This is a genomic window from Oceanimonas pelagia, from assembly GCF_030849025.1.
GTDB lineage: Bacteria > Pseudomonadota > Gammaproteobacteria > Enterobacterales > Aeromonadaceae > Oceanimonas > Oceanimonas pelagia.
In genome coordinates this window covers 138,185-165,000 of sequence record NZ_CP118224.1, presented here as the reverse complement: position 1 = coordinate 165,000, position 26,816 = coordinate 138,185, and the positions used below count along the sequence as shown (strand labels likewise).

General features: G+C 63.6%; 30 protein-coding genes (1 of these 30 cut by a window edge). 7 read left to right on the top strand and 23 right to left on the bottom strand.

Annotated elements, in window-relative coordinates:
• The 3 genes from PU634_RS00805 to aroE all read right to left on the bottom strand — a co-directional run.
• Positions 1–1,021, bottom strand: a protein-coding gene (locus tag PU634_RS00805; protein ID WP_306760800.1) for an IS3 family transposase whose coding sequence is annotated in 2 segments (ribosomal slippage) — positions 1–730 and positions 730–1,021 — 1,179 coding nt in all; it reaches 157 nt to the left of the window's first position. Because the reading frame shifts where the segments join, the coding sequence is not laid out codon by codon here.
• Between the two features lie 102 nt (positions 1,022–1,123).
• Positions 1,124–1,384, bottom strand: coding sequence for a DUF1488 family protein (locus PU634_RS00800; protein ID WP_306762194.1), 261 nt, complete (start codon positions 1,382–1,384; stop codon positions 1,124–1,126).
• Positions 1,381–2,205, bottom strand: a complete 825-nt coding sequence (gene aroE, locus PU634_RS00795) for a shikimate dehydrogenase (RefSeq protein WP_306762193.1) — start codon at positions 2,203–2,205, stop codon at positions 1,381–1,383. The genes PU634_RS00800 and aroE overlap by 4 nt, the downstream gene beginning before the upstream one ends.
• A 161-nt stretch (positions 2,206–2,366) precedes the next feature.
• Between aroE and hdfR the strand changes: the two genes are divergently transcribed.
• Complete coding sequence (gene hdfR, locus PU634_RS00790; RefSeq protein ID WP_306762192.1) at positions 2,367–3,224, top strand: HTH-type transcriptional regulator HdfR; 858 nt, start codon at positions 2,367–2,369, stop codon at positions 3,222–3,224.
• Here the strand turns inward: hdfR and hemF are convergent.
• The 6 genes from hemF to PU634_RS00760 are packed head-to-tail and all read right to left on the bottom strand — an operon-like array spanning position 3,221 to position 7,924.
• Entirely contained in the window at positions 3,221–4,129 is a 909-nt protein-coding gene (gene hemF, locus PU634_RS00785) for an oxygen-dependent coproporphyrinogen oxidase (RefSeq protein ID WP_306762191.1), read from the bottom strand. The genes hdfR and hemF overlap by 4 nt on opposite strands.
• A 23-nt stretch (positions 4,130–4,152) precedes the next feature.
• On the bottom strand, positions 4,153–4,716 hold the full coding sequence (gene tsaC, locus PU634_RS00780; protein ID WP_306762190.1) for an L-threonylcarbamoyladenylate synthase type 1 TsaC: 564 nt from the start codon (positions 4,714–4,716) through the stop codon (positions 4,153–4,155).
• Positions 4,717–4,748: 32 nt separating this feature from the next.
• Positions 4,749–5,291 (bottom strand): DNA topoisomerase family protein, encoded by a 543-nt coding sequence (locus PU634_RS00775; protein ID WP_306762189.1) that lies wholly within the window; start codon positions 5,289–5,291, stop codon positions 4,749–4,751.
• A 47-nt stretch (positions 5,292–5,338) separates the two neighbouring features.
• A complete protein-coding gene (locus PU634_RS00770) occupies positions 5,339–5,812 on the bottom strand; it encodes a DUF494 family protein (RefSeq protein WP_306762188.1) in 474 nt (157 codons plus the stop codon).
• A 2-nt stretch (positions 5,813–5,814) separates the two neighbouring features.
• The gene (gene dprA, locus PU634_RS00765; protein ID WP_306762187.1) at positions 5,815–6,912 is read right to left on the bottom strand and encodes a DNA-processing protein DprA; all 1,098 of its coding nucleotides are present in this window, start codon (positions 6,910–6,912) and stop codon (positions 5,815–5,817) included.
• On the bottom strand, positions 6,893–7,924 hold the full coding sequence (locus PU634_RS00760; protein WP_306762186.1) for a LysM peptidoglycan-binding domain-containing protein: 1,032 nt from the start codon (positions 7,922–7,924) through the stop codon (positions 6,893–6,895). The genes dprA and PU634_RS00760 overlap by 20 nt, the downstream gene beginning before the upstream one ends.
• A 141-nt stretch (positions 7,925–8,065) precedes the next feature.
• On the opposite strand from PU634_RS00760, the gene def reads away from it, so the two are divergent.
• From def to PU634_RS00735, 5 genes are read left to right on the top strand one after another with little or no spacing between them, the layout of a single operon-like run.
• Positions 8,066–8,575: a peptide deformylase gene (gene def, locus PU634_RS00755; RefSeq protein WP_306762185.1), complete on the top strand. Its 510-nt coding sequence runs from the start codon at positions 8,066–8,068 to the stop codon at positions 8,573–8,575.
• A 21-nt stretch (positions 8,576–8,596) separates the two neighbouring features.
• A complete protein-coding gene (gene fmt / locus PU634_RS00750) occupies positions 8,597–9,541 on the top strand; it encodes a methionyl-tRNA formyltransferase (RefSeq protein ID WP_306762184.1) in 945 nt (314 codons plus the stop codon).
• A gap of 25 nt (positions 9,542–9,566) precedes the next feature.
• Positions 9,567–10,862: a 16S rRNA (cytosine(967)-C(5))-methyltransferase RsmB gene (rsmB, locus tag PU634_RS00745; RefSeq protein ID WP_306762183.1), complete on the top strand. Its 1,296-nt coding sequence runs from the start codon at positions 9,567–9,569 to the stop codon at positions 10,860–10,862.
• Complete coding sequence (gene trkA / locus PU634_RS00740) at positions 10,859–12,235, top strand: Trk system potassium transporter TrkA (protein ID WP_306762182.1); 1,377 nt, start codon at positions 10,859–10,861, stop codon at positions 12,233–12,235. The genes rsmB and trkA overlap by 4 nt, the downstream gene beginning before the upstream one ends.
• An 11-nt stretch (positions 12,236–12,246) precedes the next feature.
• Positions 12,247–13,692, top strand: coding sequence for a TrkH family potassium uptake protein (locus tag PU634_RS00735; RefSeq protein ID WP_306762181.1), 1,446 nt, complete (start codon positions 12,247–12,249; stop codon positions 13,690–13,692).
• On the opposite strand, the gene rmuC is transcribed toward PU634_RS00735, so the two are convergent.
• The 3 genes from rmuC to PU634_RS00720 are packed head-to-tail and all read right to left on the bottom strand — an operon-like array spanning position 13,667 to position 16,174.
• Positions 13,667–15,022: a DNA recombination protein RmuC gene (rmuC, locus tag PU634_RS00730; protein WP_306762180.1), complete on the bottom strand. Its 1,356-nt coding sequence runs from the start codon at positions 15,020–15,022 to the stop codon at positions 13,667–13,669. The two genes, PU634_RS00735 and rmuC, sit on opposite strands and share 26 nt — an antisense overlap.
• Positions 15,023–15,024: 2 nt before the next feature.
• Positions 15,025–15,258, bottom strand: a complete 234-nt coding sequence (locus tag PU634_RS00725; protein ID WP_306762179.1) for a hypothetical protein — start codon at positions 15,256–15,258, stop codon at positions 15,025–15,027.
• Complete coding sequence (locus PU634_RS00720; protein ID WP_306762178.1) at positions 15,251–16,174, bottom strand: PfkB family carbohydrate kinase; 924 nt, start codon at positions 16,172–16,174, stop codon at positions 15,251–15,253. Before PU634_RS00720 ends, PU634_RS00725 begins: the two co-directional genes overlap by 8 nt.
• 265 nt (positions 16,175–16,439) lie before the next feature.
• Here PU634_RS00720 and PU634_RS00715 point away from each other — a divergent pair, with 265 nt between their 5' ends.
• Positions 16,440–18,122, top strand: a complete 1,683-nt coding sequence (locus tag PU634_RS00715) for a methyl-accepting chemotaxis protein (protein WP_306762177.1) — start codon at positions 16,440–16,442, stop codon at positions 18,120–18,122.
• Between the two features lie 51 nt (positions 18,123–18,173).
• Here PU634_RS00715 and phnP read toward each other — a convergent pair whose 3' ends face one another.
• From phnP to phnE, 11 genes are all read right to left on the bottom strand, one after another.
• A complete protein-coding gene (phnP, locus tag PU634_RS00710) occupies positions 18,174–18,926 on the bottom strand; it encodes a phosphonate metabolism protein PhnP (protein WP_306762176.1) in 753 nt (250 codons plus the stop codon).
• Entirely contained in the window at positions 18,917–19,483 is a 567-nt protein-coding gene (phnN, locus tag PU634_RS00705; RefSeq protein WP_306762175.1) for a ribose 1,5-bisphosphokinase, read from the bottom strand. The genes phnP and phnN overlap by 10 nt, the downstream gene beginning before the upstream one ends.
• A 16-nt stretch (positions 19,484–19,499) precedes the next feature.
• On the bottom strand, positions 19,500–20,636 hold the full coding sequence (gene phnM, locus PU634_RS00700) for an alpha-D-ribose 1-methylphosphonate 5-triphosphate diphosphatase (protein ID WP_306762174.1): 1,137 nt from the start codon (positions 20,634–20,636) through the stop codon (positions 19,500–19,502).
• A gap of 13 nt (positions 20,637–20,649) precedes the next feature.
• Positions 20,650–21,360 (bottom strand): phosphonate C-P lyase system protein PhnL, encoded by a 711-nt coding sequence (gene phnL / locus PU634_RS00695; protein ID WP_306762173.1) that lies wholly within the window; start codon positions 21,358–21,360, stop codon positions 20,650–20,652.
• An 8-nt stretch (positions 21,361–21,368) separates the two neighbouring features.
• On the bottom strand, positions 21,369–22,187 hold the full coding sequence (phnK, locus tag PU634_RS00690; RefSeq protein ID WP_306762172.1) for a phosphonate C-P lyase system protein PhnK: 819 nt from the start codon (positions 22,185–22,187) through the stop codon (positions 21,369–21,371).
• Positions 22,188–22,222: 35 nt separating this feature from the next.
• Positions 22,223–23,080: an alpha-D-ribose 1-methylphosphonate 5-phosphate C-P-lyase PhnJ gene (locus PU634_RS00685; RefSeq protein WP_306762171.1), complete on the bottom strand. Its 858-nt coding sequence runs from the start codon at positions 23,078–23,080 to the stop codon at positions 22,223–22,225.
• Positions 23,077–24,177, bottom strand: a complete 1,101-nt coding sequence (locus PU634_RS00680; RefSeq protein ID WP_306762170.1) for a carbon-phosphorus lyase complex subunit — start codon at positions 24,175–24,177, stop codon at positions 23,077–23,079. Before PU634_RS00680 ends, PU634_RS00685 begins: the two co-directional genes overlap by 4 nt.
• Before the next feature lie 3 nt (positions 24,178–24,180).
• The gene (phnH, locus tag PU634_RS00675; protein WP_306762168.1) at positions 24,181–24,777 is read right to left on the bottom strand and encodes a phosphonate C-P lyase system protein PhnH; all 597 of its coding nucleotides are present in this window, start codon (positions 24,775–24,777) and stop codon (positions 24,181–24,183) included.
• Positions 24,777–25,220 (bottom strand): phosphonate C-P lyase system protein PhnG, encoded by a 444-nt coding sequence (phnG, locus tag PU634_RS00670; RefSeq protein WP_306762167.1) that lies wholly within the window; start codon positions 25,218–25,220, stop codon positions 24,777–24,779. Before phnG ends, phnH begins: the two co-directional genes overlap by 1 nt.
• Entirely contained in the window at positions 25,221–25,916 is a 696-nt protein-coding gene (phnF, locus tag PU634_RS00665) for a phosphonate metabolism transcriptional regulator PhnF (protein ID WP_306762166.1), read from the bottom strand.
• A 97-nt stretch (positions 25,917–26,013) separates the two neighbouring features.
• Positions 26,014–26,799, bottom strand: a complete 786-nt coding sequence (phnE, locus tag PU634_RS00660) for a phosphonate ABC transporter, permease protein PhnE (RefSeq protein ID WP_306762165.1) — start codon at positions 26,797–26,799, stop codon at positions 26,014–26,016.
• Positions 26,800–26,816: the final 17 nt, after the last annotated feature.

Genomic DNA, 26,816 nt, shown 5'->3' with positions numbered 1-26,816 from the left:
GCGAAGAAGCTTTCCGAACAGGCGTTATCCCAGCAGTTACCTCGGCGTGACATGCTGATGGTGATTCCCCGTGTATTCAGCCATCTCATCACCTCTCCGTTGCGATACTGACTCCCTTGGTCCGAGTGGAACAACAGCTGTTTCCCATCTGGCCGCTGATGTTGCCATGCCTGCTCAAGGGCCTCCAGCACCAGTTGGGCGCTATTGATGGCACCCATGGCTCGGCCCACCACGCGGCGTGTGCCCAGGTCTAGGACTGCTGCGATGTAGAGCCAGCCTTCACTGCACCGGATTTGGGTGATATCTGATACCCAAACTCGGTTCGCTGAACCCACCGAGAACTGGCGATTCAACAGATTCGGTAACACAGGCAAGGACGATGTTGGCTTTTGATATCCTGCTTTAGGAGCCGTGCATGAACGATAACCAGCGTCTCTCAGCAAGCGCTGAACCTGGTTCTTGCCGCAGCAGAACCCGGCATCCCGTGCTTCCAGCCACAGCTTGCGATAACCCGGCACATTCTTCAGTTGCCTGGCTCGCTCGAGCAGGAAGGTGTTCAGCGTCCGTCGCTCGATGGCACGCGCCCCCGGAGAGTGTTGACGTGTTCGCCAGCGATAATATCCCGCTCGTGACACGTCGAGTACTTCACACATTATCGAGACCCGCCAGCGTTGACTTCGGTGGGCCTCGATAAAGGCAAACCTTACTTGCCGTGCTTGGCGAAGTACTCTTGCGCCTTTTTTAGGATTTCGTTCTCCAGCTCTTTCCGCTCAAGCTGCTTCTTCAGCCGAGCTACCTCGCGCTCCAGCTCCTGCAGGCTTTTTTCTGGTCCGGTGTTTTCAACGGCTTTGTCGGATGATTTCTTGGTCATGCTCCACTCTCTACGCCAGCGACTCAATTGGTTAGGATGGATCCCAAGTCTGCCAGCAAGCTGAGCTTGTGTCTCTGTGGTGGAGAGCGAGGCCTCGACGGCCTCACGTTTGAATGCATCGCTAAAGCGACGGTGGGGTTTGTATTTCATAACACCTTCTCATCTAATGAAGGTGTCTACTTTTCTCGGGCCAGTCCAGTGAGCATAAATTTCTCCTCACTCCTCACCCTTTTCGTCTCACGCAATTACAGATTACAGACTGATGCTGCCATCTGGCGCAAAGGCCTCTTCTTCAATGCGCTCGCACACCAGCTCTTCGATATCAAAGCGCACCTGCTCAAAGGCCAGGATCACACTGGCCTCGTCGGCCAGTTGCTGGCCGGACAAATGCTCCAGCCGGTGCTGAGCAATAAAGCAGGGCACCTGCCGCCCCTGCCAGTGGGTGCTGAAGGCAACCCGCTGTTCGTCGGGTTGCCAGTAAATTTCGTCACCGACGATAATGTCCTGATTCATTGTCCCTGCTCCAGCCTGGCCCTGAGCGCCTGCAACACCGGCGCCATATCGGGGCGCACCCCCCGCCAGAGATAAAAGCTCTCCGCCGCCTGCCCCACCAGCATGCCCAGGCCGTCAAAACGATCCTGCACACCCTGCTCCGCGGCCCATTGCAGAAAGGGGGTTTCTTCCCGGCCATACATCATATCGTAGACCTGGGTGCCGGAATGGCAAAGGCTGGCGGGCAACGCCAGGCGCTCTCCCTGCAGGCTGGCGGAGGTGCTGTTGATGATAAGATCAAAGGTATCTGCCAGGCCTTCGAGCGGCTGATGGCTGACCGGCCCCAGTCCGGCAAAACGCTTGGCCAGCGCCTCGGCCCGCATCTCGGTCCGGTTAGCCACCACCAGGGCTGCCGGCCGTTCGGCCAGCAACGGGCCCATCACCCCCCGGGCGGCGCCCCCTGCGCCCAGCAACAGAATGCGCCGGCCGGCCAGTGCCCCCCCCAGGCGATGAAGATCCATGACCAGACCGGCCCCGTCGGTATTGTCGGCCAGCAGCCGACCGTCTTCCAGCACCTTAAGGGTATTGACCGCTTCCGCCAGGGCAGCCCGTTCACTCAGCTCATCCGCCACCGCCAGGGCATCGGTCTTGAACGGTACCGTGATGTTGCAACCACGGCCCCCGGACCGCACAAACTCGCTCAGGCCGCCCTGAAAGTGGTCCAGCGGCAGCAGCAGGCGTTCATAGCTCATGGCTTGTCCGGTTTGTTCGGCAAAGGCACCGTGAATGAAGGGAGACTGGCTGTGGGCAATGGGATTACCGATAACGACGTATCTGTCCATGATGGCTCTCGCTGCTCGTCGGCGGCCGCCAGAACTGGGCGATCAACCGCGATGTTCAAAAGGGATTGGCATTATATTGCCATGAATGGCATTTTTTTGGTTGCATTAGCCGCCAAAACGAATAGATTTTGCGCTAACGAACAAAATCTTTGTGGTTGGCCTTGGATACCGAACTTTTAAAGACCTTTCTGGAAGTGTCACGCACCCGTCACTTCGGCAAGGCGGCAGAGCACCTGTACCTGACCCCGTCGGCGGTCAGCTTTCGCATTCGTCAGCTTGAAAGCCAGCTGGGCGTAACCCTGTTTACCCGGCTGCGCAACAACATTCAGCTGACCTCGTCGGGCGAGGCGCTGATCCCCCATGCCGAGTCCATGCTGCTGGCCTGGGCGCGGGCCCAGCACGAGGTGGCCCTGAGTGAACGGCAGACCCAGCAACTGGCGGTGGCCGGCACCGCCAACCTGTGGGACGCCTATCTGCAGGACGGCCTGCACCGGCTTTATTGCGAACTGCCGGCGCTGTCGCTGCGGGCGGACATTCGCACCCCCGAGCAGATGACCCGGGCCCTGCTGAGCCGCACCCTGGATCTGGCTTTTCTTACCGATCCGGCCCGCATCGAGGGAGTGCGTCACATCGCCACTCATACCATGGAGCTGCAGCTGGTATCTACCTACCCGGAGCTGAATGCCACTCAGGCCATGGCTCAGGACTACATTCGCATCGACTGGGGCACCGCCTTCAACACCCAGCATGCCAAGCTGTTCAACACCGCCACGCCGCCGCTGCTGCACACCGGCTCGGTACGCATCGCCCTGGAATACCTGCTGCATCATGGCGGCAGTGCCTTTCTGCCGAGTGCCATGATCCGGCAATACCAGGATCAGGAGCGGCTGTTTCTGGTGGACGACGCCCCCATCATCAGCCGGGAAGTCTATGCCGCCTTTTTGCCCGGCGGCGAGCGCCAGGCCCTGATCGACAAGGTGATCGAGCTGTTCGGCGCCTCCGAAGAGGCCAGCGCTTAAACCCAGTTCCTGGGGACCAGAAACTCCTGCAGCCGGGCTTCCTTGGTGCCCGGCTCTGGCCGCCAGTTGTATTCCCAGCGCGCCAGTGGTGGCATCGACATCAGGATCGACTCGGTACGGCCGCCGGTCTGCAGGCCAAACAGGGTGCCCCTGTCATACACCAGGTTGAATTCCACATAGCGTCCGCGCCGGTACAGCTGGAACTGGCGTTCGCTCTCACCATAGGGCGTGTCCTTGCGTCGCGCAATGATCGGCAGGTAGGCATCCAGATAACCCCTGCCCACCGCCTGCATAAAGGCAAAGCACTGCTCAAAGGGCCAGTCGTTGAGATCGTCAAAGAACAGGCCGCCCACCCCCCGGGTTTCATCCCTGTGCTTGAGGTAGAAGTAACGGTCGCACCAGTCCTTGTATTTGGGGTAAACGTCATCGCCAAAGGGATCGCAAAGGTCTTTGGACACCTGGTGCCAATGCCTGCAGTCTTCTTCCACCGGGTAGAAGGGGGTCAGGTCAAAGCCGCCACCAAACCACCATACCGGATCGGCGCCTTCCTTCTCGGCAATGAAAAAGCGCACGTTGGCGTGGCTGGTGGGCACATGGGGGTTGCGCGGGTGGATCACCAGCGACACGCCCATGGCCTCAAAGGAGCGACCGGCCAGCTCGGGGCGGTGGGCAGTGGCCGAGGCCGGCATGGCGGCACCGTGCACATGGGAGAAGTTCACCCCACCCTGCTCGATCACGGCGCCGTCGCGCAACACCCGGCTGCGGCCACCACCGCCCTCTTCCCGGGTCCAGCTGTCTTCCACAAAACGACCGGTGCCGTCGGCCTGCTCCAGCTGCCGGCAGATGTGGTCCTGCAGCTCTAGTAAAAACGCCTTCACGGCCGCGGTATCCGGTTTGGTACTCATCATGATTCCTTGTTGATATGCAATCAGGCCGGACGCAGCACGGCGCCGGTAATGCCATCGCGAATAAGCGACGGATTGGTCCGGCCGCCAGTGGCACCGGGCAGTATGTAGTCGAGCTCGCTGCCAAGCCGTTCCGCCAGCTCATCGGCGCTGCGCGCCGGCTCCTCGCCACTTTTGTTGGCACTGGTCGACACCAGCGGCTTGCCAAAAGCCAGACACAGAGCATGCGCCTGGGGGTGATCGGTCACCCGCACCGCCAGCGAGTCGAAACGCCCTTTCAGCCACTCGGGCACCTCCGGGCGAGCGGGAATCACCCAGGTATAGGGGCCGGGCCAGCTTTCCAGGATCACCTCCAGTCGCCCCGCCGGCAACCGGGTCAGATCCAGATAGGGCAGCAACTGGCTGACGTCGGCGGCAATCAGCACCAGGCCCTTGTCGATGGGCCGCTCCTTGATGGCCAGCACCCGCTGGACCGCCTCGCCGTTGTCGGGATCGCATCCAATGCCAAACACCGCCTCGGTGGCATAGCCGATCACGCCCCCCTGCTCGAGGTGCTCAACGGCGGTAAAAAGCACTTGCTGAGTCATGAAACTGAACTTCCTTTTTGAATAAAAACCGCTTACTGCTGATAACCGCAGCCCTTGTTGGGGCAATACAGACGTCCCTTGCGTTCGGCCAGAATGCCAAAGCCGCACTCGGGGCAGGTTTGGGCCACCGGCTTGTCGTTGAGGATGTAGCGGCAGCCGGGATAGGCATCGCAGGCATAGAAGCGTTTACCGTAACGGGAGGTACGGGCTACCAGCCGGCCCTTGCTACATGCCGGGCAGGCCGGATCACTGTTGCCCTGGTCATTGAGGTCGGCCACGTAGTGACAGGCCGGATAGTGGGAACACCCGATAAAAAGCCCGTAGCGGCCCTTGCGAATGGCCAGGGTATGGCCACACAGCGGGCAGGCGCTGCCTTCCAGCGGCTTTTCCACGTCTTCGTCGTGCTCAATGACCCTGAGCGGGCGCATGTAGTCACAGTCTGGGTAGGCGGAGCAGCCAAGAAAGGCGCCATGCTTGCCATGACGCAGTTGCAGGGCCTCGCCACACTTCGGGCAAACCTCGTCGGCCCGGGCCGATGGCTTGCCACTGAACAGACTGGGATCGATTTTCGACATGCCGCGCCTCCGAATTCACTGAGGGAATTCTACCAGCGCGGCCAGGTTCAGTGAACCGCTCCGTCGGGCTGTTCGAACAGCAGCTCTTCCAGCTGATGGTAGGCCGATTCGCTGCCGGGCACATTGAACAGCACCATCAGCACCACCCACTTGAGATCGTCGAGCTCAATCACCGGTGAGTCCAGTTCCATCACCCGATCGATGACAATCTCCCGGGTGTCGGCGTTAAGCACCTTGATCTGTTCAAGAAACAGCAAAAAGCCGCGGCCGTCGGTGTCGAGTTTGTACAGCTCTTCGGGCGTGTAAATACGGAATGAATCGGGAGCGGAACGCGCCCAGGACGGCGGTTCATCCGCCTCCTGCAACTCGGCCAGACGCTCCAGCCAGGCCAGCGCCTTGAGGATCTCTTCCTTGTTGAAGCCCGCTTCGGTCAGTTCTTCGGCGAGTTCATCCTGATCCACCATGGTGTCTACATCCGCATGGATGTAGGTCTCGAACAAGTACATCAGTACTTCGAACATGATCAGCTCCTCCTCGCTCTGACATAACCTCCGGGCACGGATTCCACCCAGCCGGCCAGTTCCAGCTCGATCAACCGGGTTAACACCTCATGCACCGGCTGTCGGCACCGCGCCGCGATAACATCCAGCGCCGTTGCCTCCAGACCTACGGTATCCAACAAGTCCGGATAAGGCAATAACTGCTCCGTGGCGGTCTCGTGAATTTTGACCGCCGCCGCGGAGAACCCCGCCAGCTCTTCCAGCACATCATCGGCACCGCACACCAGCTTGGCACCCTGCTGGATCAGCCGGTTACAGCCGGCGGCCTGGGGGTTTTGCCAGGCGCCAGGTACGGCAAACACCTCCCGGTTCTGCTCCAGAGCAAAGCGGGCGGTGATCAGCGACCCGCTGCGCTCGGCGGCCTCCATCACCAGCACCCCCAGGCTGAGGCCGCTGATAATGCGGTTGCGGCGGGGAAACTGAAACGCCTGGGGCGGCTCCCAGGGATAACATTCCGACAATAACGCACCACCGGCCTCGACAATCTGCCTGGCCAGGCGGGCATGACGCTTGGGGTGACACCGGTCCAGCCCCGAGCCAAATACCGCCAGGGTAATGCCGCCGGCGTCCAGTGTGGTCTGATGGGCCAGGCCGTCAATGCCCATGGCCAGTCCGGAGGTAATGGCCAGCCCCGCCGCGACCAGCTCTGCGACCAGAGCGCGCGTGTTTTCCTTGCCCACATAGGACGGGTGGCGGCTGCCCACCACCGCCAGTTGCGATCGTTCCAGCGCCGTCAGGTTGCCTTCCACAAACAGCAGCAGGGGAGCGGCGGGGCACTGATTGAGCAGGGTCGGGTAGGCCTTGTCGGCGCGCGTCAGAACATGCCGCTCAGGGCCGTTCTGAAGCCAGCGCAGCACCCGCTCCAGCAACTCATGCCGGGGAGCCAGCAACTGTGCCCGGCCGTCGCCACCGAGATGAGCTTGCCCCACCAGATCGGCCTGTTGCCAGTCTGGCCCCAGCCGCTGCCACAACTGCCAGGCCCGAACAGGCCCCAGCCCCGGCGCCTGCTGCAGCGCCAGCCAGGGCAAAAGAGGGTGAGCGTCAGAGGCCGTGCTCGTCATACTCAGGCTCGCCCAGCAGATAGTCGCGCTGCACCGGCTCCCGGCTGTCGAGCACCAATGCCGCACTGACTTGTTCACCGGCCTCAAACACCATCACCCGGGCCACCGGCAACGGCGGCAGAACAATGCCTTCTTTGTTTGACGGAGCTGGCCGCAAGACACCATAAAGGTGGCCGGCACGCAGGCCGTCCCGCTGCCCCTTGTTAAGCAAAATCACGTCATGGCGGGCCGCCACCGTGCCCTCAGCCCCCATGGCCAGCACTCGGCCGGCACTCAGCGCCGGGCCCGGCGCCGGCCGGTAAAAGGCCGCCAGCGCCCGATCCGCAGACAGTGGCAGCAGCGCATCTCCGGGACGCATTTCCCGGCTCAGGCTGCTGATGTGCACGCTGGCCAGATTATATTCCGGCTGCGCCTGGGTGCTCACCGTGCCCACCAGCATGGCCCGGCGCCCGTAGGACTCGCCGGTGCGGTCATCGGCCAGTTCCCCCATGTCACGGTACACGCCGTACAACTGCCCGGGAACCAGCCGCCCTTCCACGTAGGCCAGTTCGCCCTGGCGCAACAAGTCCCGCCCGTGCCGGTCTCCCAGCAACACCGGCGCCGTATCGAGCTCGCCGGACGCCAGCAGCCGGTGACTGCCGGTGTAATTCATGATCGCCGCCAGCGGCACCGTGGCCACCGCCGGCTCGGTGCGCACGCGGGGCGACAGTTTTACCACTCCCGGTTGCGGCTCACCGTCGCGCACCAGCCGGGGCTCGCCGTTCACCCAGATCAGGGTCAGGCGATCGCCGGGATAGATAAGATGAGGGTTGGCCACCTGGGGGTTGGCCCGCCACAGTTTGGGCCACAGCCAGGGCGATTTGAGGAAGTGAGCGGAAATGTCCCACAGGGTGTCGCCCTGGCGCACCGTATAACGGGTGGGGTGGTTGTCTTTCAGCGCCAGTGCCTGGGCCTGGACGGAGCCGGTCAGCAACAGCATGCCGGTCAGAATCAGTGCTCTCGGTTTTATCATCCCTGTTCACCTTGATGGAATCTTGTTCCGCTTGATAAGGTCGCAACCTGCCGCCGCCCGGTGTCGGCCATCTGTTGCTGATCTTTGAGTGGCAAATGGCTAAAATACTGACAGAACCGAATACAGGAAAACACCGTTGTTATGGCAAAAGTACTAGAAGTATTGCGCTTTCCCGATGAGCGGCTGCGCACCGTGGCCAAGCCGGTTGGCGCTTTCACTCCCGAATTACAGACCATTGTAGATGATATGTTTGAGACCATGTATGCCGAAGAAGGCATTGGGCTGGCCGCCACCCAGGTCGACATTCATCAGCGCATTATCGTGATCGACGTGTCCGAGGACCGCCAGCACCCGCTGGTGCTGATCAACCCGGAAATTCTGGAAAGCCACGGCAGCACCGGTATTGAGGAAGGCTGCCTGTCGGTGCCCGGCGCCCGCGCCCTGGTGCCCCGCGCCGAACGGGTGAAGGTGCGCGCTCAGGATCGCCACGGCGAGACCTTTGAACTGGACGCCGACGATCTGCTGGCCATCTGCATTCAGCACGAGATGGATCACCTGATCGGCAAGCTGTTTGTCGACTACCTGTCGCCGCTCAAGCGCCAGCGCATTCGTCAGAAAATGGAAAAAATGGCCCGCCAGGAACAGCACTGATTGACCGCTAAGGATCCACGCTTGAGCAAGCTCAACCTCGTTTTTGCCGGCACCCCCGACTTTGCCGCCCGCCACCTGCAGGCGCTGCTCGATGCCGGCCACAATGTCATTGCCGTTTATACCCAGCCCGACCGCCCCGCCGGCCGCGGCAAAAAGCTCACCCCCAGCCCGGTCAAGGTCACCGCCGAGCAGGCCGGTTTGCCGGTCTATCAGCCCCAGAGTCTGCGCAACGAAGAGGCCCAGGCCGAGCTGGCGGCACTGGGAGCCGATCTCATGGTGGTGGTGGCCTACGGCCTGATTTTGCCGCAGGCGGTGCTCGACACCCCGCGCCTGGGCTGCATTAACGTGCACGGCTCGCTGCTGCCCCGCTGGCGGGGCGCGGCGCCCATTCAGCGGGCCATCTGGGCCGGCGATGCCGACACCGGCGTGACCATCATGCAGATGGACAAGGGCCTGGATACCGGCGCCATGCTGCACAAGGCCAGTCTGCCCATTGCCCCCGATGACACCTCCGCCAGCCTCTATGAAAAACTGGCCGGACTCGGCCCTCGAGCGCTGCTGCACACACTGGAACAGCTCGCCGACGGCACTGCCGTGGCCGAGCCGCAGAACGACGCCGAAGCCAACTATGCCGAGAAACTCAGCAAGGAAGAGGCCCGCATCGACTGGACCCTGCCCGCCGAGCAGCTGGAGCGCTGCGTGCGCGCCTTCACCCCCTGGCCGGTGAGCTACTTCATGGTGGCAGAGCACAACATCAAGCTGTGGCAGGCCGAGGTACTGGCCAATGCCAGCAACGCCGCCCCGGGCACCATTCTCGCCGCCGGCAAGGCCGGCATCGACGTGGCCACCGGCAACGGCGTGCTGCGCCTGCTCAGCCTGCAGCCGCCGGGCAAGAAAGCCATGAGTTGCCAGGATCTGCTCAACGCCCGCAAGGACTGGTTTACTCCCGGCAGCCAGCTGTCCTGAATACCGCCAACCAGAAGAGAACACCATGAAAACTCGCGCCGCCGCGGCCTCCGTGGTTCACCAGGTGATCAACCAGGGCCAGTCCCTTTCCACCCTGCTGCCCCGCTACCAGCAGGAGGTGGCCGCCAAGGATCGCGCCCTGCTGCAGGAGCTGTGCTTTGGCACCCTGCGCTGGTACAGCCGCCTCGACGCCATGGCCAAGCAGCTGCTCGACAAGCCGCTCAAGGGAAAATACCAGCCGGTGCACACCCTGCTGCTGGTGGGCCTGTACCAGTTGCTGTATACCCGCATTCCGGCCCATGCCGCCCTGGCGGAAACCGTGGCCGCCTGCAAACGGCTCAAGGCCGAGCCCTTCAAGGGGCTGGTCAACGGTGTGCTGCGCAACGTGCAGCGCCGGCAACAGGAGCTGGAACAAAAGGTCGATGCCCTGCCCCAGCTGCGGCTGGCCCACCCCAACTGGCTGATGAAGCGGCTGCAACAGGCCTATCCCGAGCAGTGGCAGGACATCATGGCCGCCAACAACCGTCATCCGCCCATGTGGATTCGCGTCAACGAAAACCACCACCGCCGGGAAGATTACGCGGCGCTGCTGGCGGAAAGCGGCATTGAGGCCAGCCCGGACCCGGTAGCTGCCCAGGCCCTGCGGCTGGCGCGCCCGGCGGATGTGACCACCCTGCCCGGTTTTGACCAGGGTCACTGCTCGGTGCAGGACGCCGCCGCCCAGATGGCGGCCCGGCTGCTGGACCCACAGCCCGGTGAGCGGGTGCTCGATGCCTGCGCCGCACCCGGCGGCAAGACCGCCCATATTCTGGAGCGCCAGCCGGCCCTGAGCCAGCTGGTGGCCATCGACATGGATGCCGACCGGCTTGAGCGGGTGCACCAGAACCTTGATCGCATTGGCCTCACCGCCACCGTGCTGCAGGGCGATGCGGCCAGACCACAGGACTGGTGGCAGGGGCCACCATTCGATCGCATTCTGCTCGACGCGCCCTGCTCCGCCACCGGGGTGATCCGCCGCCATCCCGACATCAAGTGGCTGCGCCGGCCCGAGGACATCGCCCAGCTGGCGGCGTTGCAGGCGCAAATTCTCGATGCCCTGTGGCAACAACTGAAGCCCGGCGGTATGCTGCTATACGCCACCTGCTCCATTTTGCCCGACGAAAACCGGGAGCAGATCAAGGCCTTTCTGGCCCGTACGCCCGATGCCGTGCACCAGCCCCTGCATGCCGACGACACACCGGCCCGGCCGGGCTGGCAGTTGCTGCCGGGCGAGCATGAGCGGGACGGTTTCTATTACGCCAGCATAGCGAAACAGGCATGAAAATCATCATTCTGGGGGCCGGCCAGGTCGGCGGGACCCTGGCGGAAAACCTGGTCGGTGAAAACAACGACATCACCATCGTCGACACCAACACCGAACGGCTGCGCGAGTTGCAGGACAAGTACGACTTGCGGGTGGTCAACGGCCACGGCGCCTATCCGGCGGTGCTGCGCGAAGCCGGCGCCCAGGATGCCGACATGCTGGTGGCGGTCACCAACAGTGACGAAACCAACATGATCGCCTGCCAGGTGGCCTACTCCCTGTTCAACACCCCCAACAAGGTGGCCCGCATTCGTTCGCCGGAATTTCTGGCCGAGCGGGAGCGGCTGTTTCTGAACGAGGCCATTCCGGTGGACAACCTGATCGCCCCCGAGCAGCTGGTCACCGAATACATCTACCGGCTGGTGCAGTATCCGGGCGCGCTGCAGGTGGTCGACTTCGCCGAGGGCAAGGTCGGCCTGGTGGCGATCAAGGCCTATTACGGCGGCCCCCTGGTGGGCAACGCCCTGTCCACCCTGCGGGATCACATGCCCGGCATCGACACCCGGGTGGCGGCCATTTTCCGTCAGGACAGGCCCATTCGTCCCCAGGGCACCACCATTATCGAGGCCGACGACGAGGTGTTCTTCGTCGCCGCCAGCGGCCACATTCGCGCCGTGATGTCGGAGCTGCAGCGACTCGAAAACGACTACAAGCGCATCATGATCGTCGGCGGCGGCAACATCGGCGCCGGCCTGGCCCGGCGGCTGGAGCGGAACTACTCGGTCAAGCTGATCGAGCACAACCCCGGGCGGGCCGAGCAACTCTCGGAGCTGCTGGAGCACACCATGGTGTTCTGCGGCGATGCCTCGGATCAGGAGCTGCTGATCGAGGAGCATATCGACCAGGTGGATGTGTTTATTGCGGTCACCAACCAGGACGAGGCCAACATCATGTCGGCCATGCTCGCCAAGAAAATGGGCGCGCGCAAGGTGATGGTGCTGATCCAGCGCGGCGCCTATGTGGATCTGGTGCAGGGCGGCACCATAGACGTGGCCATCTCGCCCCAGCAAGCCACCATTTCGGCGCTGCTCACCCATGTGCGCCGGGCCGACATCGTCAACGTCTACTCCCTGCGCCGGGGCGCGGCCGAGGCCATTGAGGCCATCGCCCACGGTGACAGCAGCACCTCACGGGTGGTGGGCCGCAAGGTCGGCGATCTCAAGCTGCCGCCGGGCACCACCATCGGCGCCATCGTGCGCGGTGAAGAGGTGCTGATCGCCCACGACAAAACCGTGATCGAGCAAAACGATCACGTGGTAATGTTTCTGGTCGACAAGAAGTTTATTCCCGAGGTGGAGCGGCTGTTTCAGCCCAGTCCCTTCTTTCTGTAACCGAGGCCGCCATGTTCAACCTGCGCCCCATCGCCTTTATTCTCGGCATGGCGTTGTCCAAGCTGGCGCTGTTCATGTGGCTGCCCACCCTGCTGGCGTTAACCGGCCGCAGCCGGGGCTTTGAGGAATTTCTGCAGGCCACCCTGCTCACCCATGGGGCGGCGCTGGGGCTGCTGGCCTGGGGCCGGCGCGAGCGGCTACGGCTGCGGGTCAAGGAGATGTTCCTGCTCACCACCCTGGTGTGGACCACGGTGTGCGTGTTCGGCGCCCTGCCCTTTGTGTTTATCAGTCACATCAGCTTTACCGACGCCTTTTTCGAGACCATGTCGGGGGTCACCACCACCGGCTCCACCGTGCTCGCGGGGCTCGACACCACCCCCGCCGACATTCTGCTGTGGCGCTCCATTCTGCAGTGGCTGGGTGGGGTCGGTTTTATCGTGGCGGCGGTGGCGGTGCTGCCCTACCTCAACGTGGGCGGCATGAAGCTGTTTCAGACCGAATCGTCAGACTGGTCCGACAAAAGCGCGCCCCGGGCCGCCACCATGGCCAAGCGCATTGTGCTGCTCTATGTGCTGCTCACCGCCCTGTGCGGCCTGGGTTACTATGCGCTGTCGGACATGAACGCCTTTGAGGCGGTCAATCATGCCATGACCACCCTCAGCACCGGCGGCTATTCCACTTCCGACGGCTCCATGAACCACTTTGCCCCGGCGGCCCACTGGGTGGGCACCCTGTTCATGTTTATCGGCGGCCTGCCCTTTCTGCTGATGGTGTCCAGCCTGCGCAACCGCAACCTGGAACTGTTCCGGGACGCCCAGGTACGCGGCTTTTTCTGGCTGGTGCTGGCCACCGGCCTGGTGCTGAGCCTGTATTTGTGGGCCACGGGCCAATACCCCCTGATGGATGCCATGCGCATCAGCCTGTTCAATCTGGTGTCGGTGCTCACCACCACCGGCTTCGGGCTGGAAGACTTCGGCACCTGGGGCCCCTTTCCGCTGGTGCTGTTTGCGGTATTGATGCTGTGCGGCGCCTGCTCGGGATCCACCGCCGGTGGCTTCAAGATTTTCCGGCTGCAGGTAGGCATGGCGCTGTTCCGCCGCCAGTTGCTGCAACTCATGCACCCTCAGGCGGTGCTGCCGCAGAGATACAACGGCCGCAGCGTGAGTGACGACATTCTGCGCTCGCTGATCACCTTTATCTTTGGCTATTTCGCCACCATGCTGGTGCTGGCACTGGCGCTCAGCCTGATGTCGCTGTCGCCCCAGGTGGCGATCACCGCGGCGGTCACCGCCGTGGCCAACGTGGGCCCGGGCATTGGCGAGCAGATCGGCCCCAGCGGCAACTTCGCCACTCTGCCCGATACCGCCAAATGGCTGCTGGCACTGGGCATGCTGATGGGCCGGCTGGAAATTCTGACCGTGGCGGTGCTGTTTATTCCGCGGTTCTGGCGTCATTAAGCCGGACGGGTGCGTCCTGCTCCAGGGCGCGTTCCCGCAGGTGCTCGGGCAGCGGCTTGACCACCTCCACCCCCAGCTCACGAAAGGCCTCGGCCTGGCGCACCAGGTTGCCCCGGCCCTGACTGAGCCGCTTCATGGCCCGCTGGTAGCTGTCGTCGGCGCGGCGCAGCGAAGTGCCCACCGCTTCCATGTCTTCGGTAAACAGCCGCAGTTTTTCATACAACTTGCCCGCCGACTCGGCAATACGCCGGGCGTTCTGGTTCTGCCGCTCCACCCGCCACAGGTTTTCAATGGTGCGCAGCGCCACCAGCAGGTTGGTGGGACTCACCAGCAGAATATTGTGGTCGAGGGCATATTTCACCAGCCCGGGATCGTGCTCGACCGCCACCAGAAAGGCCGGCTCCACCGCCACGAACATCAGCACATAATCCAGGGTGCGCACCCCCTGCAGCTGATGGTAATCCTTGCGCCCCAACTCGCGAATGTGGCCCCGCACCGAGGCCACGTGCTCGCGCAGCGCCTGCTCGCGCCCGGCCTCGCTTTCGCCGTTGAAGTAACGCTCATAGGCGGTCAGCGAGACCTTGGCATCGATGATGATGTCTTTGTCCTGGGGCAGGTGCACAATCACATCGGGCTGGTAGCGCTTGCCGTCGGCATTGCTCAGGCTCTGCTGGGTGCTGTATTCATGACCTTCGCGCAGGCCGGACTCCGACAGCACTCGTGACAGCACCACCTCGCCCCAGTTGCCCTGCTGCTTGCTGTCCCCCTTCAGGGCCCGGGTCAGGGCATGGGTGTCGGCGCTCATCTGCCGGTGCAGCTCGGCCAGCCGTTCGATTTCAAACTTCAGGCTGTGGCGCTGGCGGCTCTCGTCGGCATAGGTTTCCTGCATGTTGCGGCGAAAACCTTCCAGCTGCTCCCGCAGTGGCCCGAGCAGGGCATCCAGGCTGTGCTGGTTCAGCTCGCGCAGATTATGGGTTTTCTGCTCAAAAATGCGCTGGGCCAGGTTTTCGAACTGCTGCTGCAGCCGGGTTTCACTGGCCTCAAACTCGGCCTGCCTTTCCGCCGCCCACTGCCGCTCCTGGCGCAACAGGGTCTCGTACTCCTTGAGCCGGCCGTTCATCTTCAGCACCAGTTGCTGTTGTTGCTCCAGCCGCTGGCGGGTGTCCTGCAGCTCGGCCGTGCGCTCTTCCAGCGCCTGCTGCCAGTGCTGGCCCTGCTGGGCCTGCAATTGCAGACGCCCCCCCATGGTCAGCCGGGTCAGGCCCCAGCCGGCCAGGCCGGACAGCACCGCCAGCCCCAGCGGCCAGTAATGTGTTAACCAGTCGGTCATGCTCACCTCCGCCGCGTGATCAGCGCCAGCACCCGACGGTTAAGCCGCCACCACAACACCACGTAAAGCAGGTAAAGGCACACCAGAATCCACTTGTGATGGTTCACGCCGTTATCAAAATCACTCAGGGGCACGCCCAGCACTTCCACATAGCCGAATACCAGCAGGGGGAACATCAGAAAAACCGACCAGCGCCAGCACAGCACCAGGGCGGAAACCAGCAGGTTGTCATTCACCGGAGTCGTCTCCACTCACCTTGTTGGTATCGAGCTTACCAGTGTCGGCGCGGGAGTTCAGCCCGCCGGCCAGGTGTGCCCGCAGCCGGGTAGAGGGAATGGAGCTGGACGACGACAGGGTAAAGGCGGCCCAGCGGCCGGCCTCGGCCAGGGCATGGTCCATGGCAGCGCCGTTGACCAGAGCGTGGATCAAACCGCCGGCAAAGGCATCGCCGGCGCCGGTGGCGTCCACCACGGTCACCGCCGGCGCCGGCACACGAATGTGCCGGCCGGCGGAAATGGCCTCGGCCCCGCCTTCGCCGTGGGTCAGCACCAGCCATTCCAGGCCGTTTCCGGCAAGGGTCTGCGCATGCGCCCAGGGGTCGGCAACCGCTCCCAGGTCGGTGGCGGAGGCAATCATCACGCGGCAGGGCCGGGCCCAACGCCCGCCGCGAGGGTACTGGCTGACCACCAGGCTGTGTTCGTTCATGCGCTTCATATAGGCGACTACGTCGGCGCCGTCGGTGTTGACATACAGGCAGTCCACCGGCGCGGCCGGCAGTCTGGCGGGCAGCACCGGCGGCCTGGCCTGGCGCAAAATGGTGCGCTCGCCCCGGTCGTCCACCAGCACCAGCAGCTCACCGGTGGTTCCCTCTACCCGCTCGACGTAATCCAGATTGAGCCCCTGGGACGCGGCCTGCTGTACCAGCCAGTCACCGGTCTTGTCCCGGCCCACCCGTGCCGCCAGCAGTACCTTATGCCCGGCCCAGCACAGGCCGATGCCGGTATTGGCTGCGCCACCACCCAGCCGACGTCCGCCATCCCGGTAATGCAGCCGCTGGCCGGCTTCAAGGGGCGCCTCTAGCTGCAACACATGATCGCAGTTGAGATTGGCCAGCAGCACTATGTTCTTTTGAATGGGCTCAGCTTCCGCCATGGTCATCCTCACTTGGCACAAGGGCCGCATCTTAACGCCCGGCTTGCCCCCGGCACCAGCCCCTGTTTGCCTTTGGTTTGATGCAGGTCAAATCAACGGGACTCACAAGGCTACCGATCATCCCGGTGCAACTGCTATGCTGCGGTGGCGGCCGTTCCGGCCGTCAATAACTCAAATACCAACAAGCACGGGACGCTTCAGCCTGCAGTCCGGGATTGTCTGCCCGAAGGCTTACAAGCCACCCTCAACCCGCTCGAGGATGGATATGCAATTTTTCAACAACCTCAGTTTGCGCAACAAGCTGATGGCCATGGTCATTACCCTGTTTATCGGTCTGTTGCTGGTACAGGGCTCGGCCATGAAAAGCCTGCACCAGGAGCTGCTCAACGCCCGCAAGGAAAAGGTGCGCGAGCAGGTGGAAACCACGGTTTCCCTGATCAACCACTTTTACCAACAGCGCCAGCAACTGGGCGACAGCCAAAGCCGGCAACTGGCGCTGGAGGCGGTGCGCGCCCTGCGTTACGGTGACGGCGGCTACATGTGGATCAACGACATGCAGCACCGGCTGGTGATGCACCCGATGAAGCCCGACACGGAAGGCAATGACATGACCCGGGTCACCGACGCCGACGGCAAGCATCACTGGCAGGCCATGGTCACCACGGTCAGCAACCAGGGCGCCGGTTTTGTCGACTACAGCTATATCGGCCCCCAGTTTGACCGCCCCCAGCAAAAGGTGTCGTACGTGCAGGGCTTTGCGCCCTGGGGCTGGGTGATCGGCAGCGGGGTTTACCTCAGCGACATCAATGCCCTGTTCTGGCAGCAGGCGGGCAAGTCGCTGGCCCTGCTGGTGCTGGTGACCCTGCTGGCGCTGACGCTGATCGTCATCATCACCCGCTCGCTCACCTTCTCGGTAACCCGGGTGCAGGAGGTAATCGCCCGCTTTGGCAAGGGGGATCTCGGCGCCCGCACCGGCGCCACCCGCACCGATGAAATCGGCCAGCTGTCCCGGGGTGTGGACGCCATGGGCGATCAGCTGTGCGCCCTGCTGGCCCGGGTGCGCGAGGCCGCCACCCTGCTCGACGGCGAGGCCGAAGGCCTGAGCGTAAAAAGCAGGCAGACCCGCGCCAGCATGCAAAACCAGTTCAACGAGGTGGATCAGGTGGCCACCGCCATGAACGAAATGAATGCCACCGTGCACGAAGTGGCCCGCCACGCCAACGACGCTTCGGCGGCGGCGGAAAAAGCCAACCAGGAAGCCAACATGGGCCATGACGACGTGGTGCGCAGCATCGACAGCATGCAGCAACTGGCCGACTCGGTGAGCGAAGCGGGCCAGGCCATGCAGGAGCTGGAAACCCAGACCCGGCAGATTGACTCTGTGGTGGAGGTGATCCGCAACATCTCCGAACAGACCAACCTGCTGGCGCTCAACGCCGCCATCGAGGCGGCCCGGGCCGGCGAGTCGGGCCGGGGCTTTGCGGTGGTGGCCGACGAGGTGCGCTCGCTGGCCATGCGCACTCAGGAGTCGACCGGCGAAATTCAGCGCATGATCCAGCAGTTGCAGAGCCACGCCGGCACAGTGGCGGAGCACATGAGCAACAGCCAGGAGCAGGCCGCCATCAGCATGGACGTGGTGCGCGCCGCCGGCCGGGATCTGGAGCAGATCCTCAACGAGGTGCAAAGCATCAACGACATGAACGCCCAGATTGCCACCGCCTCGGAAGAGCAGTCGGCAGTGGCGGAAGAGATCAACCGCAACCTGATCAACATTAACGAGGGTGCGCAGGAAGCGCTACAGGTGGCGGATCTGATCTCCGACAGCAGTCAGCGGGTTTACCAGTCTGCCAGTGAGCTGGCCCGGCAGATTGCCCATTTCAGGTTACAGCACGACGAGCCCGGGGCAGTGAAGACCAGGGTCACCGACTCCCGGCTGCAACCCGCTTGATCGACAAGGCCACCCTCGAAGTGGCCTTTTTTATAACCCTGCTTCGTACGCTTAACCGGTAGCGATCGCCATATCGTCGTAACCGGCTTCCAGCCCCCGCGGCAGCGGATGGCGCTGCAGCCAGCGGTGAAAATCATGGCCGATGTGGGTCAGCACGGTTCTCGCCGGTTGCAGTTGCGCGCACAGTGTCATCACCTGATCCAGCCCGTTGTGGTTACGCCCCTCGACACCGGGCCCGAAGCTGCAGTCGATCACCAGCGCCTCCAGCGGCGGCAGTGCCTGCAACAGCACCAGGCTGTGGGCCGGCAGCCCCTTGGTGTCGGTAAGGTAGGCCAGTCGCCGGCCATGATACTCAAACAGGTAACCCAGGGTCGGGCGGGAATGCACCATGTCCAGCGGGGTGATGTGCAGATCATGCAGTTGCCAGGTTTTGTCATGGGCCATTTCCGGCCTAAAATCCAGGCAACCCGGGTACTTCAGCAAATCGGCACAGCCGTCGGGATCGGACGGGCACCACACCGGAATCGGCGCCGCCGGTCCCCAGCGCAGGTGAAACAGCCCCTGCACATGATCCACATGAAAGTGGGTCAGCAACATGCCGGTAAGGCTGCCGGGGGCAAACCGCCGGTGCAGATCCATCAGGCCGGCATCCAGCAGCAACCGGTGCCCGCCCCATTCCAGCAGTGCCGAGCAGGGTGCCCGGCCAAGCTTGGGCTCGGCCAGAGCCTGGCGGCAGTCGGCGCAGTCACAGCCATAAAGGGGCATGCCGCCGGCCGCCCCCGTGCCCAGCAGGGTCAGTCGCATGCCCGCTCTCCCCGCCGGTACTGCTCAAACTGCTGCAGGGTCTGTTGCAGAGAGCCGGAGTTATCCAGCCGCCACACCGAGTCCGGCAACCCCTCATCGTGCGCCCGGGCCCGTGCCAGCCGCAGCCGGATTTCGGCTTCATTTTCCCGGCCCCTGGCCCGCAGCCGCTTTCCCAGGGTCTCGCCGTCCACCGTCACCAGCACCGGCACCAGGCGCTCGCCAAAGCGCTCCCTGGCTTGTGGCAGACAGGCCCGGGAGCCGTTGACCATCACCTCTAGCCCGGACGCCAGCCAGCTGTCCAGTTCGCAGCCCAGGGCATAGCAATGGCCGTTGGCCTGCCAGTCGAGGGCAAACAGGCCCAGCTCCCGGCGCCGCTGAAACTCGGGCAGGGACAGCTCCACATGGTTTTCACCGCCGGCGAAGGCGGCCCGGGTGATATAGCGGTGCGCCACCAGCAACTCGGCCGGCAGCCGCGTCCGCACCAGCTGCAGAAAGCTGTCCTTGCCGGCCCCCGAAGGACCCATCACATAAAACAGTCTGCCGGGCTGACGATTCATGATGTGGCTCCCCTTGTCAGTACGCCAGTGCGCCCCGGCACCAGACCCGGGCCGGATAGATCTGGCCCTCATGCTGCCGGGCCAGCACCAGATCGGCCCGCGTGCCTTCCGCCAGCACGCCGCGATCATCCAGCCCCAGGCTGTGGGCCGGGTTACGGGTGGCCAGCCGTACCGCCTCGGCCAGTTGCAGAGTGTTGCGTTCATCGGCGGCCAGGCGGAATACCGCATCCAGCAGGCTGCCCGGATAATAGTCGGACGACAGCACGTCCAGCACGCCGAGGGCGGCCAGCTCGTGAGCGGCCACGTTGCCGGAATGGGAGCCGCCGCGCACCACATTGGGCGCCCCCATCATCACCATCAGGCCATGCTGGTGGGACGCCTGCGCCGCTTCCACCGTGGTCGGAAACTCGGCCAGCACCATGCCCAGCCGGTGGGACTCCTGCACATGGGCCAGGGTGGCGTCATCGTGGCTGGCCAGGGAAATGCCCCGCTCCCGGCACTGACGGGCAATCTCGCTGCGATTGGGGGTGGACCAGCGCGCCGCCAGCGCCAGCTGATGCTGCTCGTACTCGTCCATCTGCCGGTCATTGAGGCGGTACTTGCCCTGGTAGTACTCCCGGTATTTCACCGGATTAACAAACTGGCGCTGGCCCGGGGAGTGATCCATCAGCGACACCAGCCGCACTTCCGGCAGCCCGGCATAATGCTCAAACAGCGGTACCGTGGTCTCGTGGGGCAGCTCGCAACGCAGGTGCAGCAGGTGCTGGGCCCGGTTCAGGCCGCGGCGCTCACTGTCCACCACGGTATGGATCATGCGATCCAGGTTGTCCCGGCGGGTACCGCCGTCGCGCTCGTCGCCGATGGCCACCGCGTCCAGCACGGTAGTGATGCCGGCCGCCACCACCTGGGCATCGTGGGCGCGCATGGCCGGCAACGCCGGCCAGTTCACCTTGGGCCGCGGGGTAAAATGCTTGTCCAGATTGTCGGTGTGCAGTTCTACCAGGCCGGGCAGCAGCCAGCCACCCTCACCGTCCATGGCGCCGGGCTGCTGACTGGGGCTGTCGGCCATGGCGCGGATCACGCCGTCCTGTACTTCCAGCGATCCGCTGACCACTTCGTTTTCCAGCACCAGATTCACATTGGTAATAATCATGCTCTCACTCCCCTTACTGCATTACCGGCCGGCTGTCGGCGCGGGACTGAATATCATAAAGACGATCGGCCACCTGCTCGCGCACGTCCTCGTCGTGAAAAATGCCGACAATGGCGGCGCCCCGGGCCTTGGCCTCGTGAATAAGCTCCACCACCACCGCCCGGTTGACGGCGTCGAGCGAAGCGGTCGGCTCATCGAGCAGCAGCACCGGGTAGTCGGCGATAAAGCCCCGGGCGATGTTCACCCGCTGCTGCTCGCCGCCGGAAAAGGTGGCCGGCGCCAGCTGCCACAGGTGCTCGGGCACATTGAGCCGGGTCAGCAGGTGCTCGGCCCGGCGCCTGGCCTCGGCCCGCTCGCCGCCCTGCTCGATCATCGGTTGCATCACCACTTCCAGAGCGCTGATGCGGGGGATCACCCGCAAAAACTGGCTGACCCAGCCAATGGTCTGGCGGCGCACGTTCACCAGGGCACGCGGGCTGGCCCGGGTCATGTCCAGCCACTGGCCCTGATGCATCACCTCGATATGGCCGGTATCGGTGAGGTAGTTGCCGTACAGGGTGCGCAGCAGGGTGGACTTGCCGCTGCCGGAGCGGCCGTGCAGCACCACGCATTCTCCCGCCGCCACACTCAGGGACGCGCCGGCCAGCACCGGCAGGCGAATGCCGTTCTGGTTATGCAGCACAAAGGTCTTGTGAACGTCGGAAACTTTCAGTGCAAGGGTCATGACGGCTCCTAGCTTTGCAGTACGGAAGACACGAGTAACTGGGTATAGGGGTGCTGGGGGTCGTCGAGCACCTGATCGGTGAGCCCGGTTTCCACCACCCGGCTCTGTTTCATCACCATCAGCCGGTGCGACAACAGCCGCGCCACCGCCAGATCGTGGGTCACGATGATCACCGCCAGCCCCAGCTCGGACACCAGCCGGCGCAGCAGATCCAGCAAGCGGGCCTGCACCGACACGTCCAGGCCGCCGGTTGGCTCGTCCATGAAGATCAGTCTGGGATGGGTGACCAGGTTGCGGGCGATCTGCAACCGCTGCTGCATGCCGCCGGAAAAGGTCACCGGCAGGTCATCGATGCGATCGGCGGGGATCTCCACATCCTCAAGCCATTGCAGCGCTCGCTCGCGAATGTTGCCGTAATGACGCTGGCCCACCGCCATCAGTCGCTCGCCGATGTTGCCGCCGGCCGATACCCGCGGGCGCAGACCGTCGAGGGGGTGCTGATGCACCACCCCCCAGTCGGTGCGCAGCAGCTGGCGGCGCTGGCTTTCGGCCATCTCATACAGGCTCACCACCTGCGCCAGCTGGCTGCCGGCACCGCCGCGCAGATACAGCACCTCGCCGTCGTCCGGCGCCAGCCGGCCGGAAATGGCCCGCAGCAGGGTGCTCTTGCCGGAGCCGGACTCGCCGACGATGCCCAGCACTTCGCCGGGGTACAGATCAAAGGATACCTCGGCAAAGCCCTTGCCCGGGGCGTACAGTTTGGTCAGGTTGCGTACCGACAGCAGCGCCTGCTCCGGCAGCTGAACGGTGGCCTGTTGCGGTGTCATGTCAGTGTCTCCCGCCATGAATAGGGTGTGTTGGTTCATGCCTGCTGCTCCAGCTGCTGACGGCAATAGTCGGTATCGGAACAAATAAAGACCCGGCTGCCCTGATCGTCGGTCACCACCTCGTCGAGGAAGCTGTCGGTGGCGCCGCAGATATCGCAGGGCTCGTCCCACTGCTGCACTTCAAAGGGATGGTCGTCAAAGTCCAGGCTGGTGACCCGGGTGTAGGGCGGAATGGCGTAGATGCGCTTTTCCCGGCCGGCGCCAAACAGCTGCAGCGCCGGCATCATGTCCATCTTGGGATTGTCGAACTTGGGGATCGGCGACGGATCCATGATGTAACGCTCATTGACCCGCACCGGATAGGCATAGGCGGTGGCAATCTGGCCGTAGCGGGCGATGTCCTCGTACAGCTTGACGTGCATGATGCCGTATTCCTCCAGCGCGTGCATTTTGCGGGTCTCGGTTTCCCGCGGCTCGATAAAGCGCAGCGGCTCGGGAATGGGCACCTGATACACCAGGATCTGACCCGGCTGCAGCGGTGTTTCGGGAATGCGGTGACGGGTCTGGATCAGGCTTGCCTCGGTGGTCACCTCGGTGGTGCTGACATCGGCCACCTTCTCAAAGAAGGCGCGAATGGACACCGCATTGGTGGTGTCGTCGGCACCCTGATCGATCACCTTGAGGGTGTCATCCCGGCCGATCAGCGCCGCGGTCAGCTGCACGCCGCCGGTGCCCCAGCCATAGGGCATGGGCATTTCCCGGCCGCCAAAGGGCACCTGATAACCGGGAATGGCCACCGCCTTGAGCAGCGCCCGCCGGATCATGCGCTTGGTCTGTTCATCCAGGTAGGCGTAGTTGTAGCCCTGGTGCTGAGTGTCGTGCTGGGTGTTCATGCTTGCTCCCCCTGTTCACCGGCATTGGCGCCCTGCGCCTGTTCATGTTCCCTGCGCATGCGGCGCAGCAGCTCCAGCTCGGCCTGGAAATCAACGTAATGGGGCAGCTTGAGGTGCGACACAAAACCCGCCGCCTCCACGTTGTCGGCATGGGCCAGCACAAACTCCTCGTCCTGGGCCGGGCCGGCCACCTGCTCGTCGTATTCCGGGGCCTGCAGCGCCCGGTCCACCAGCGCCATCGACATCGCCTTGCGCTCGCCAAAGCCAAAGGTCAGGCCATAGCCGCGGGTAAAGGCCGGCTTGTGCCGCTTGTCGCCGGTAAAACCGTTAATCATCTGGCACTCGGTCAGCTCGATATCGCCGATCTCGATGGCAAAGCCCAATTCCTCGGGCACCAGCTCCAGCGTCACCTCGCCGGAGCGGATCTCGCCGGCAAAGGGGTGATTGCGGCCATAGCCGCGCTGGGTGGAATAGCCCAGCGCCAGCAAGAAGCCCTCGTCGCCGCGCACCAGCTGCTGCAGCCGGGCGGAGCGCTCGCAGGGAAAGGTCACCGGGGTCATGGTGACATCGGCGGGCTCAGCGCCACCATCACGCTCCGCCACCAGCAACTGCTGCCGCTCCAGCATGGCCGACACCTGCGGGCAGGGCTCGGCCTCGGTCACCACCGGCGCCGGGCCGGGATGCTCGCCCTCGGCCAGCAGGGCAAAGTCCAGCAGGCGGTGGGTGTAGTCATAGGTCGGACCCAGCACCTGGCCACCGGGCAAGTCCTTGTAGGTGGCCGAGATGCGGCGCTCGATGCGCATGCGGGCGGTGTCCACCGGCTCGGTCACCGCCAGCCGCGGCAGCGTGGTGCGGTAGGCCCGCAACAGGAAAATGGCTTCCACCAGATCGCCGCCGGCCTGTTTCACCGCCAGCGCCGCCAGCTCCTTGTCGTAAATACCGCCCTCGGTCATCACCCGGTCCACGGCGCCGGCAAGCTGTTGTTCCACCTGGGCCACGCTGAGTTCGGGCTGATCGGTGTCGCCGCGGCGCTTCTGCGCCTGCAACTGGTGGGCGGCGGCGATGGCTTTCTCGCCCCCCTTGACTGCTACATACATGGGTTACACCTCCACTCGGGTTGAACGGGGAGTCGCAATCAGCTCGCGCTCACAAACGAATATCAGGTCAACACCCAGGGGCGAACGCGGATCCCGCTCGCTCAGCCAGCGCACCAGGGCCGGCGGCAGGCTGCCCAGGCACACGGAACGCTGCCCGGGAATACCGGGCCCCGACAGTACGGCGGCCACGCCGTCGTCCAGTGAGTCGGTTTCCACCACCAGGGTCGCGCCCTGATCCGGGTATTCCTCGGTGCCCGCCGGCAGCGCCGGCAGCACGGTTTCGCAGGCGTGCAGATCCGTCCGGGACAGCACCGCAAAGTCGGCCTGGGCCGGCTCATTCACCAGCGGTGCGCCGACGTGAAAACGCAGATTGTCGAGAACGACCTGATCGGCACTCAGGCTGGGTGACAACCACAACCGGGTATGATGGTCGGCCAGGGTCAGCAACACCTGCACGGCACCGGCGCTCAGGGCGCCAAAGGCATGGGCACGATCCAGTTGCACCCGCGTGCCCGGCTCCGCCATGGCGGTCAGCAGGCGACGAAAGCAGGTCTGACTGTCGTGTACGGCATCGGCAAAGGCCGTGGTAATGGTGGTCATCAGTCTTCTCCCCGCACCATGGTAAAAAAGTCCACCTTGCTGGCCGCCACCTGCCGGCGGCGCAGCTCCTCCTGCTCGGCCCTGTGCGCGGCCAGCGGTACAATCAGCTCCCGGCTCAGCCGCTCGCCGGTCTCGGGGCTCTGCATCAGGCCGTCGATCACTGCGGCCAGCTCGGCATGGGCCTTGTTGCGGCCACGCACATAGCTGTAGCCCAGCGCACCGCCGGCCAGCCTGACCACCGCCCGGGTAATGGTGGTGTCGCCCAGATTGAACTGGCTGCCGGTGGCGCCCATGCGTGCCCGCACCTGGGCCAGGCCCACCTCCGGTGCCCGGATCAGTTCATAGTCGGGCGCCAGGGCCAGCGCCTGCCAGCGGGATTCCAGCTCGCGCCAGGGGGCGCGCGCCAGCACCGACATCCATTGCTTGCGTTGTGCTGTATTCATTCAATGCTCCACGACATACTCGATTAAATCGGCCCGGGCCGAACTGACGGAATACTCCGCAATACGGTTCGAGCCCTTTAACTGGTTCCGGGTTTTGATGCGCATTACCGGAACCGACTTGTTGATTTGCAATAACCGGCATTCTTCACCGGAAGGCATCCTGGCCCCCAGCCGGGTGGACTCCCGTTTTAATTCCAGCGACAGCGCCCGCTTTAAAAAACCGTGTAAGGAGCCCTGCTGAAAATGTTTTACTGCCGGCCACCATTGCGGATCACTCAGGTAGTGATTAATCACACAGCGGGGAATGCCTTCCATGTGCCGCAAGGTCTGCAGGTGAATAATCTTTTGCTCCGGCTCGATGCGTAATTCCCGGGCCAGCTTGTCACTGGCCGCTATCAGCCGGGCGCCGGTTACCCGGCTGCTGGGCAGTGCGCCCTGCTCCAGCAGGCAGCCGGTAAAGTGTGCGCCCTCATGCAGGCGGTACGGTTGAGGCTGGTGCAGCACCATGTTGCCCTTGCCCTGATGACGCTGAACCAGCCCATTGGCCACCAGCTCGTCAATGGCCCGCCTGACCGTATGCCGGTTCACCCCGAAACGTTCCGCCAGCCGGGCTTCCGGCGGCAGATAATCCCCCGGACTGAAATAGTCCCGAATATCCACTTCCAGCTGCCGGCTAATCGTCAGATACACCTTCATTGCATTCCTCCGACCTGTTAAACGCTCTGGTTCCAGGAAATAACGCCCGCACCTTCTTGTTATTCGCCACTTATCTAGACAAGTGGGCGCAAATAAATCAGATGTATTTCTTGCGAATAAACTGGGAAGCGAAATCCAGCAGGCTGACGGTGACAATCACCACGGCCATGATGGCGGCCGTCTGCTCGAACTGAAAACTGCGAATGGCTTCCCACAGCAGCACCCCCACACCACCGGCGCCCACCATGCCCACTACCGTGGCCGAGCGAACATTGGACTCAAACCGATAGAGCGAGTAGGAAATCCACAGCGGCATTACCTGGGGCAGTACGCCATAGATAATTTCTTCCAGCTTACCGGCACCGGTGGCCCGCACCCCCTCGATGGGGCCGGGTTCGATGGCTTCCACCGCCTCGGAAAACAGCTTCGACAGCACCCCTGTGGTATGCACGAACAGCGCCAGCACGCCGGCGAAGGGGCCCAGCCCGACCGCCACCACAAACAACATGGCGAATACCATTTCGTTAATGGCCCGGGCCGCGTCCATCAGCCGGCGCATCGGCTGGCATACCCACTGCGGGAACAGGTTTTCGGCACACAGCAGACCGAATGGCACCGACAGCACAATGGCCAGCAGGGTGCCCCACAGTGCCACCTGCAGGGTGACCAGGGTCTCTTTCAGGTATAGCTGCCAGTGGGTAAAGTCGGGCGGAAAAAAGCCGGCGGCCAGCTCGGCCATGTTGCCCGCGTCCCGCACCAGCAGCGCGGGGTTTATCTCCGCGCCCTGCCAGGCCCAGGCCAGCACCAGGGCCAGCAGCATCCATTTCACCCATTGCCACAGGCGCAAGGCCGGGCCGGGCTGAGTCACAACGTCTGTATTCATTGTTATCGTCTCCGATA

What these genes read in the sequence shown, in the direction of transcription:
- dprA (WP_306762187.1), bottom strand. Translation starts at nt 6,912, where the DNA reads ATGACGAGCACGGCCTCTGACGCTCACCCTCTTTTGCCCTGGCTGGCG.
- PU634_RS00735 (WP_306762181.1), top strand. Translation starts at nt 12,247, where the DNA reads ATGTTCAACCTGCGCCCCATCGCCTTTATTCTCGGCATGGCGTTGTCC.
- rmuC (WP_306762180.1), bottom strand. Translation starts at nt 15,022, where the DNA reads ATGACCGACTGGTTAACACATTACTGGCCGCTGGGGCTGGCGGTGCTG.
- phnE (WP_306762165.1), bottom strand. Translation starts at nt 26,799, where the DNA reads ATGAATACAGACGTTGTGACTCAGCCCGGCCCGGCCTTGCGCCTGTGG.
- PU634_RS00775 (WP_306762189.1), bottom strand. Translation starts at nt 5,291, where the DNA reads ATGTCGAAAATCGATCCCAGTCTGTTCAGTGGCAAGCCATCGGCCCGG.
- phnH (WP_306762168.1), bottom strand. Translation starts at nt 24,777, where the DNA reads ATGACCACCATTACCACGGCCTTTGCCGATGCCGTACACGACAGTCAG.
- PU634_RS00685 (WP_306762171.1), bottom strand. Translation starts at nt 23,080, where the DNA reads ATGAACACCCAGCACGACACTCAGCACCAGGGCTACAACTACGCCTAC.
- phnM (WP_306762174.1), bottom strand. Translation starts at nt 20,636, where the DNA reads ATGATTATTACCAATGTGAATCTGGTGCTGGAAAACGAAGTGGTCAGC.
- PU634_RS00800 (WP_306762194.1), bottom strand. Translation starts at nt 1,384, where the DNA reads ATGAATCAGGACATTATCGTCGGTGACGAAATTTACTGGCAACCCGAC.
- PU634_RS00715 (WP_306762177.1), top strand. Translation starts at nt 16,440, where the DNA reads ATGCAATTTTTCAACAACCTCAGTTTGCGCAACAAGCTGATGGCCATG.
- phnG (WP_306762167.1), bottom strand. Translation starts at nt 25,220, where the DNA reads ATGAATACAGCACAACGCAAGCAATGGATGTCGGTGCTGGCGCGCGCC.
- def (WP_306762185.1), top strand. Translation starts at nt 8,066, where the DNA reads ATGGCAAAAGTACTAGAAGTATTGCGCTTTCCCGATGAGCGGCTGCGC.
- phnF (WP_306762166.1), bottom strand. Translation starts at nt 25,916, where the DNA reads ATGAAGGTGTATCTGACGATTAGCCGGCAGCTGGAAGTGGATATTCGG.
- PU634_RS00760 (WP_306762186.1), bottom strand. Translation starts at nt 7,924, where the DNA reads ATGATAAAACCGAGAGCACTGATTCTGACCGGCATGCTGTTGCTGACC.
- tsaC (WP_306762190.1), bottom strand. Translation starts at nt 4,716, where the DNA reads ATGACTCAGCAAGTGCTTTTTACCGCCGTTGAGCACCTCGAGCAGGGG.
- phnL (WP_306762173.1), bottom strand. Translation starts at nt 21,360, where the DNA reads ATGACCCTTGCACTGAAAGTTTCCGACGTTCACAAGACCTTTGTGCTG.
- trkA (WP_306762182.1), top strand. Translation starts at nt 10,859, where the DNA reads ATGAAAATCATCATTCTGGGGGCCGGCCAGGTCGGCGGGACCCTGGCG.
- aroE (WP_306762193.1), bottom strand. Translation starts at nt 2,205, where the DNA reads ATGGACAGATACGTCGTTATCGGTAATCCCATTGCCCACAGCCAGTCT.
- PU634_RS00720 (WP_306762178.1), bottom strand. Translation starts at nt 16,174, where the DNA reads ATGGCGGAAGCTGAGCCCATTCAAAAGAACATAGTGCTGCTGGCCAAT.
- PU634_RS00680 (WP_306762170.1), bottom strand. Translation starts at nt 24,177, where the DNA reads ATGTATGTAGCAGTCAAGGGGGGCGAGAAAGCCATCGCCGCCGCCCAC.
- phnN (WP_306762175.1), bottom strand. Translation starts at nt 19,483, where the DNA reads ATGAATCGTCAGCCCGGCAGACTGTTTTATGTGATGGGTCCTTCGGGG.
- phnP (WP_306762176.1), bottom strand. Translation starts at nt 18,926, where the DNA reads ATGCGACTGACCCTGCTGGGCACGGGGGCGGCCGGCGGCATGCCCCTT.
- rsmB (WP_306762183.1), top strand. Translation starts at nt 9,567, where the DNA reads ATGAAAACTCGCGCCGCCGCGGCCTCCGTGGTTCACCAGGTGATCAAC.
- PU634_RS00770 (WP_306762188.1), bottom strand. Translation starts at nt 5,812, where the DNA reads ATGTTCGAAGTACTGATGTACTTGTTCGAGACCTACATCCATGCGGAT.
- phnK (WP_306762172.1), bottom strand. Translation starts at nt 22,187, where the DNA reads ATGACACCGCAACAGGCCACCGTTCAGCTGCCGGAGCAGGCGCTGCTG.
- hemF (WP_306762191.1), bottom strand. Translation starts at nt 4,129, where the DNA reads ATGAGTACCAAACCGGATACCGCGGCCGTGAAGGCGTTTTTACTAGAG.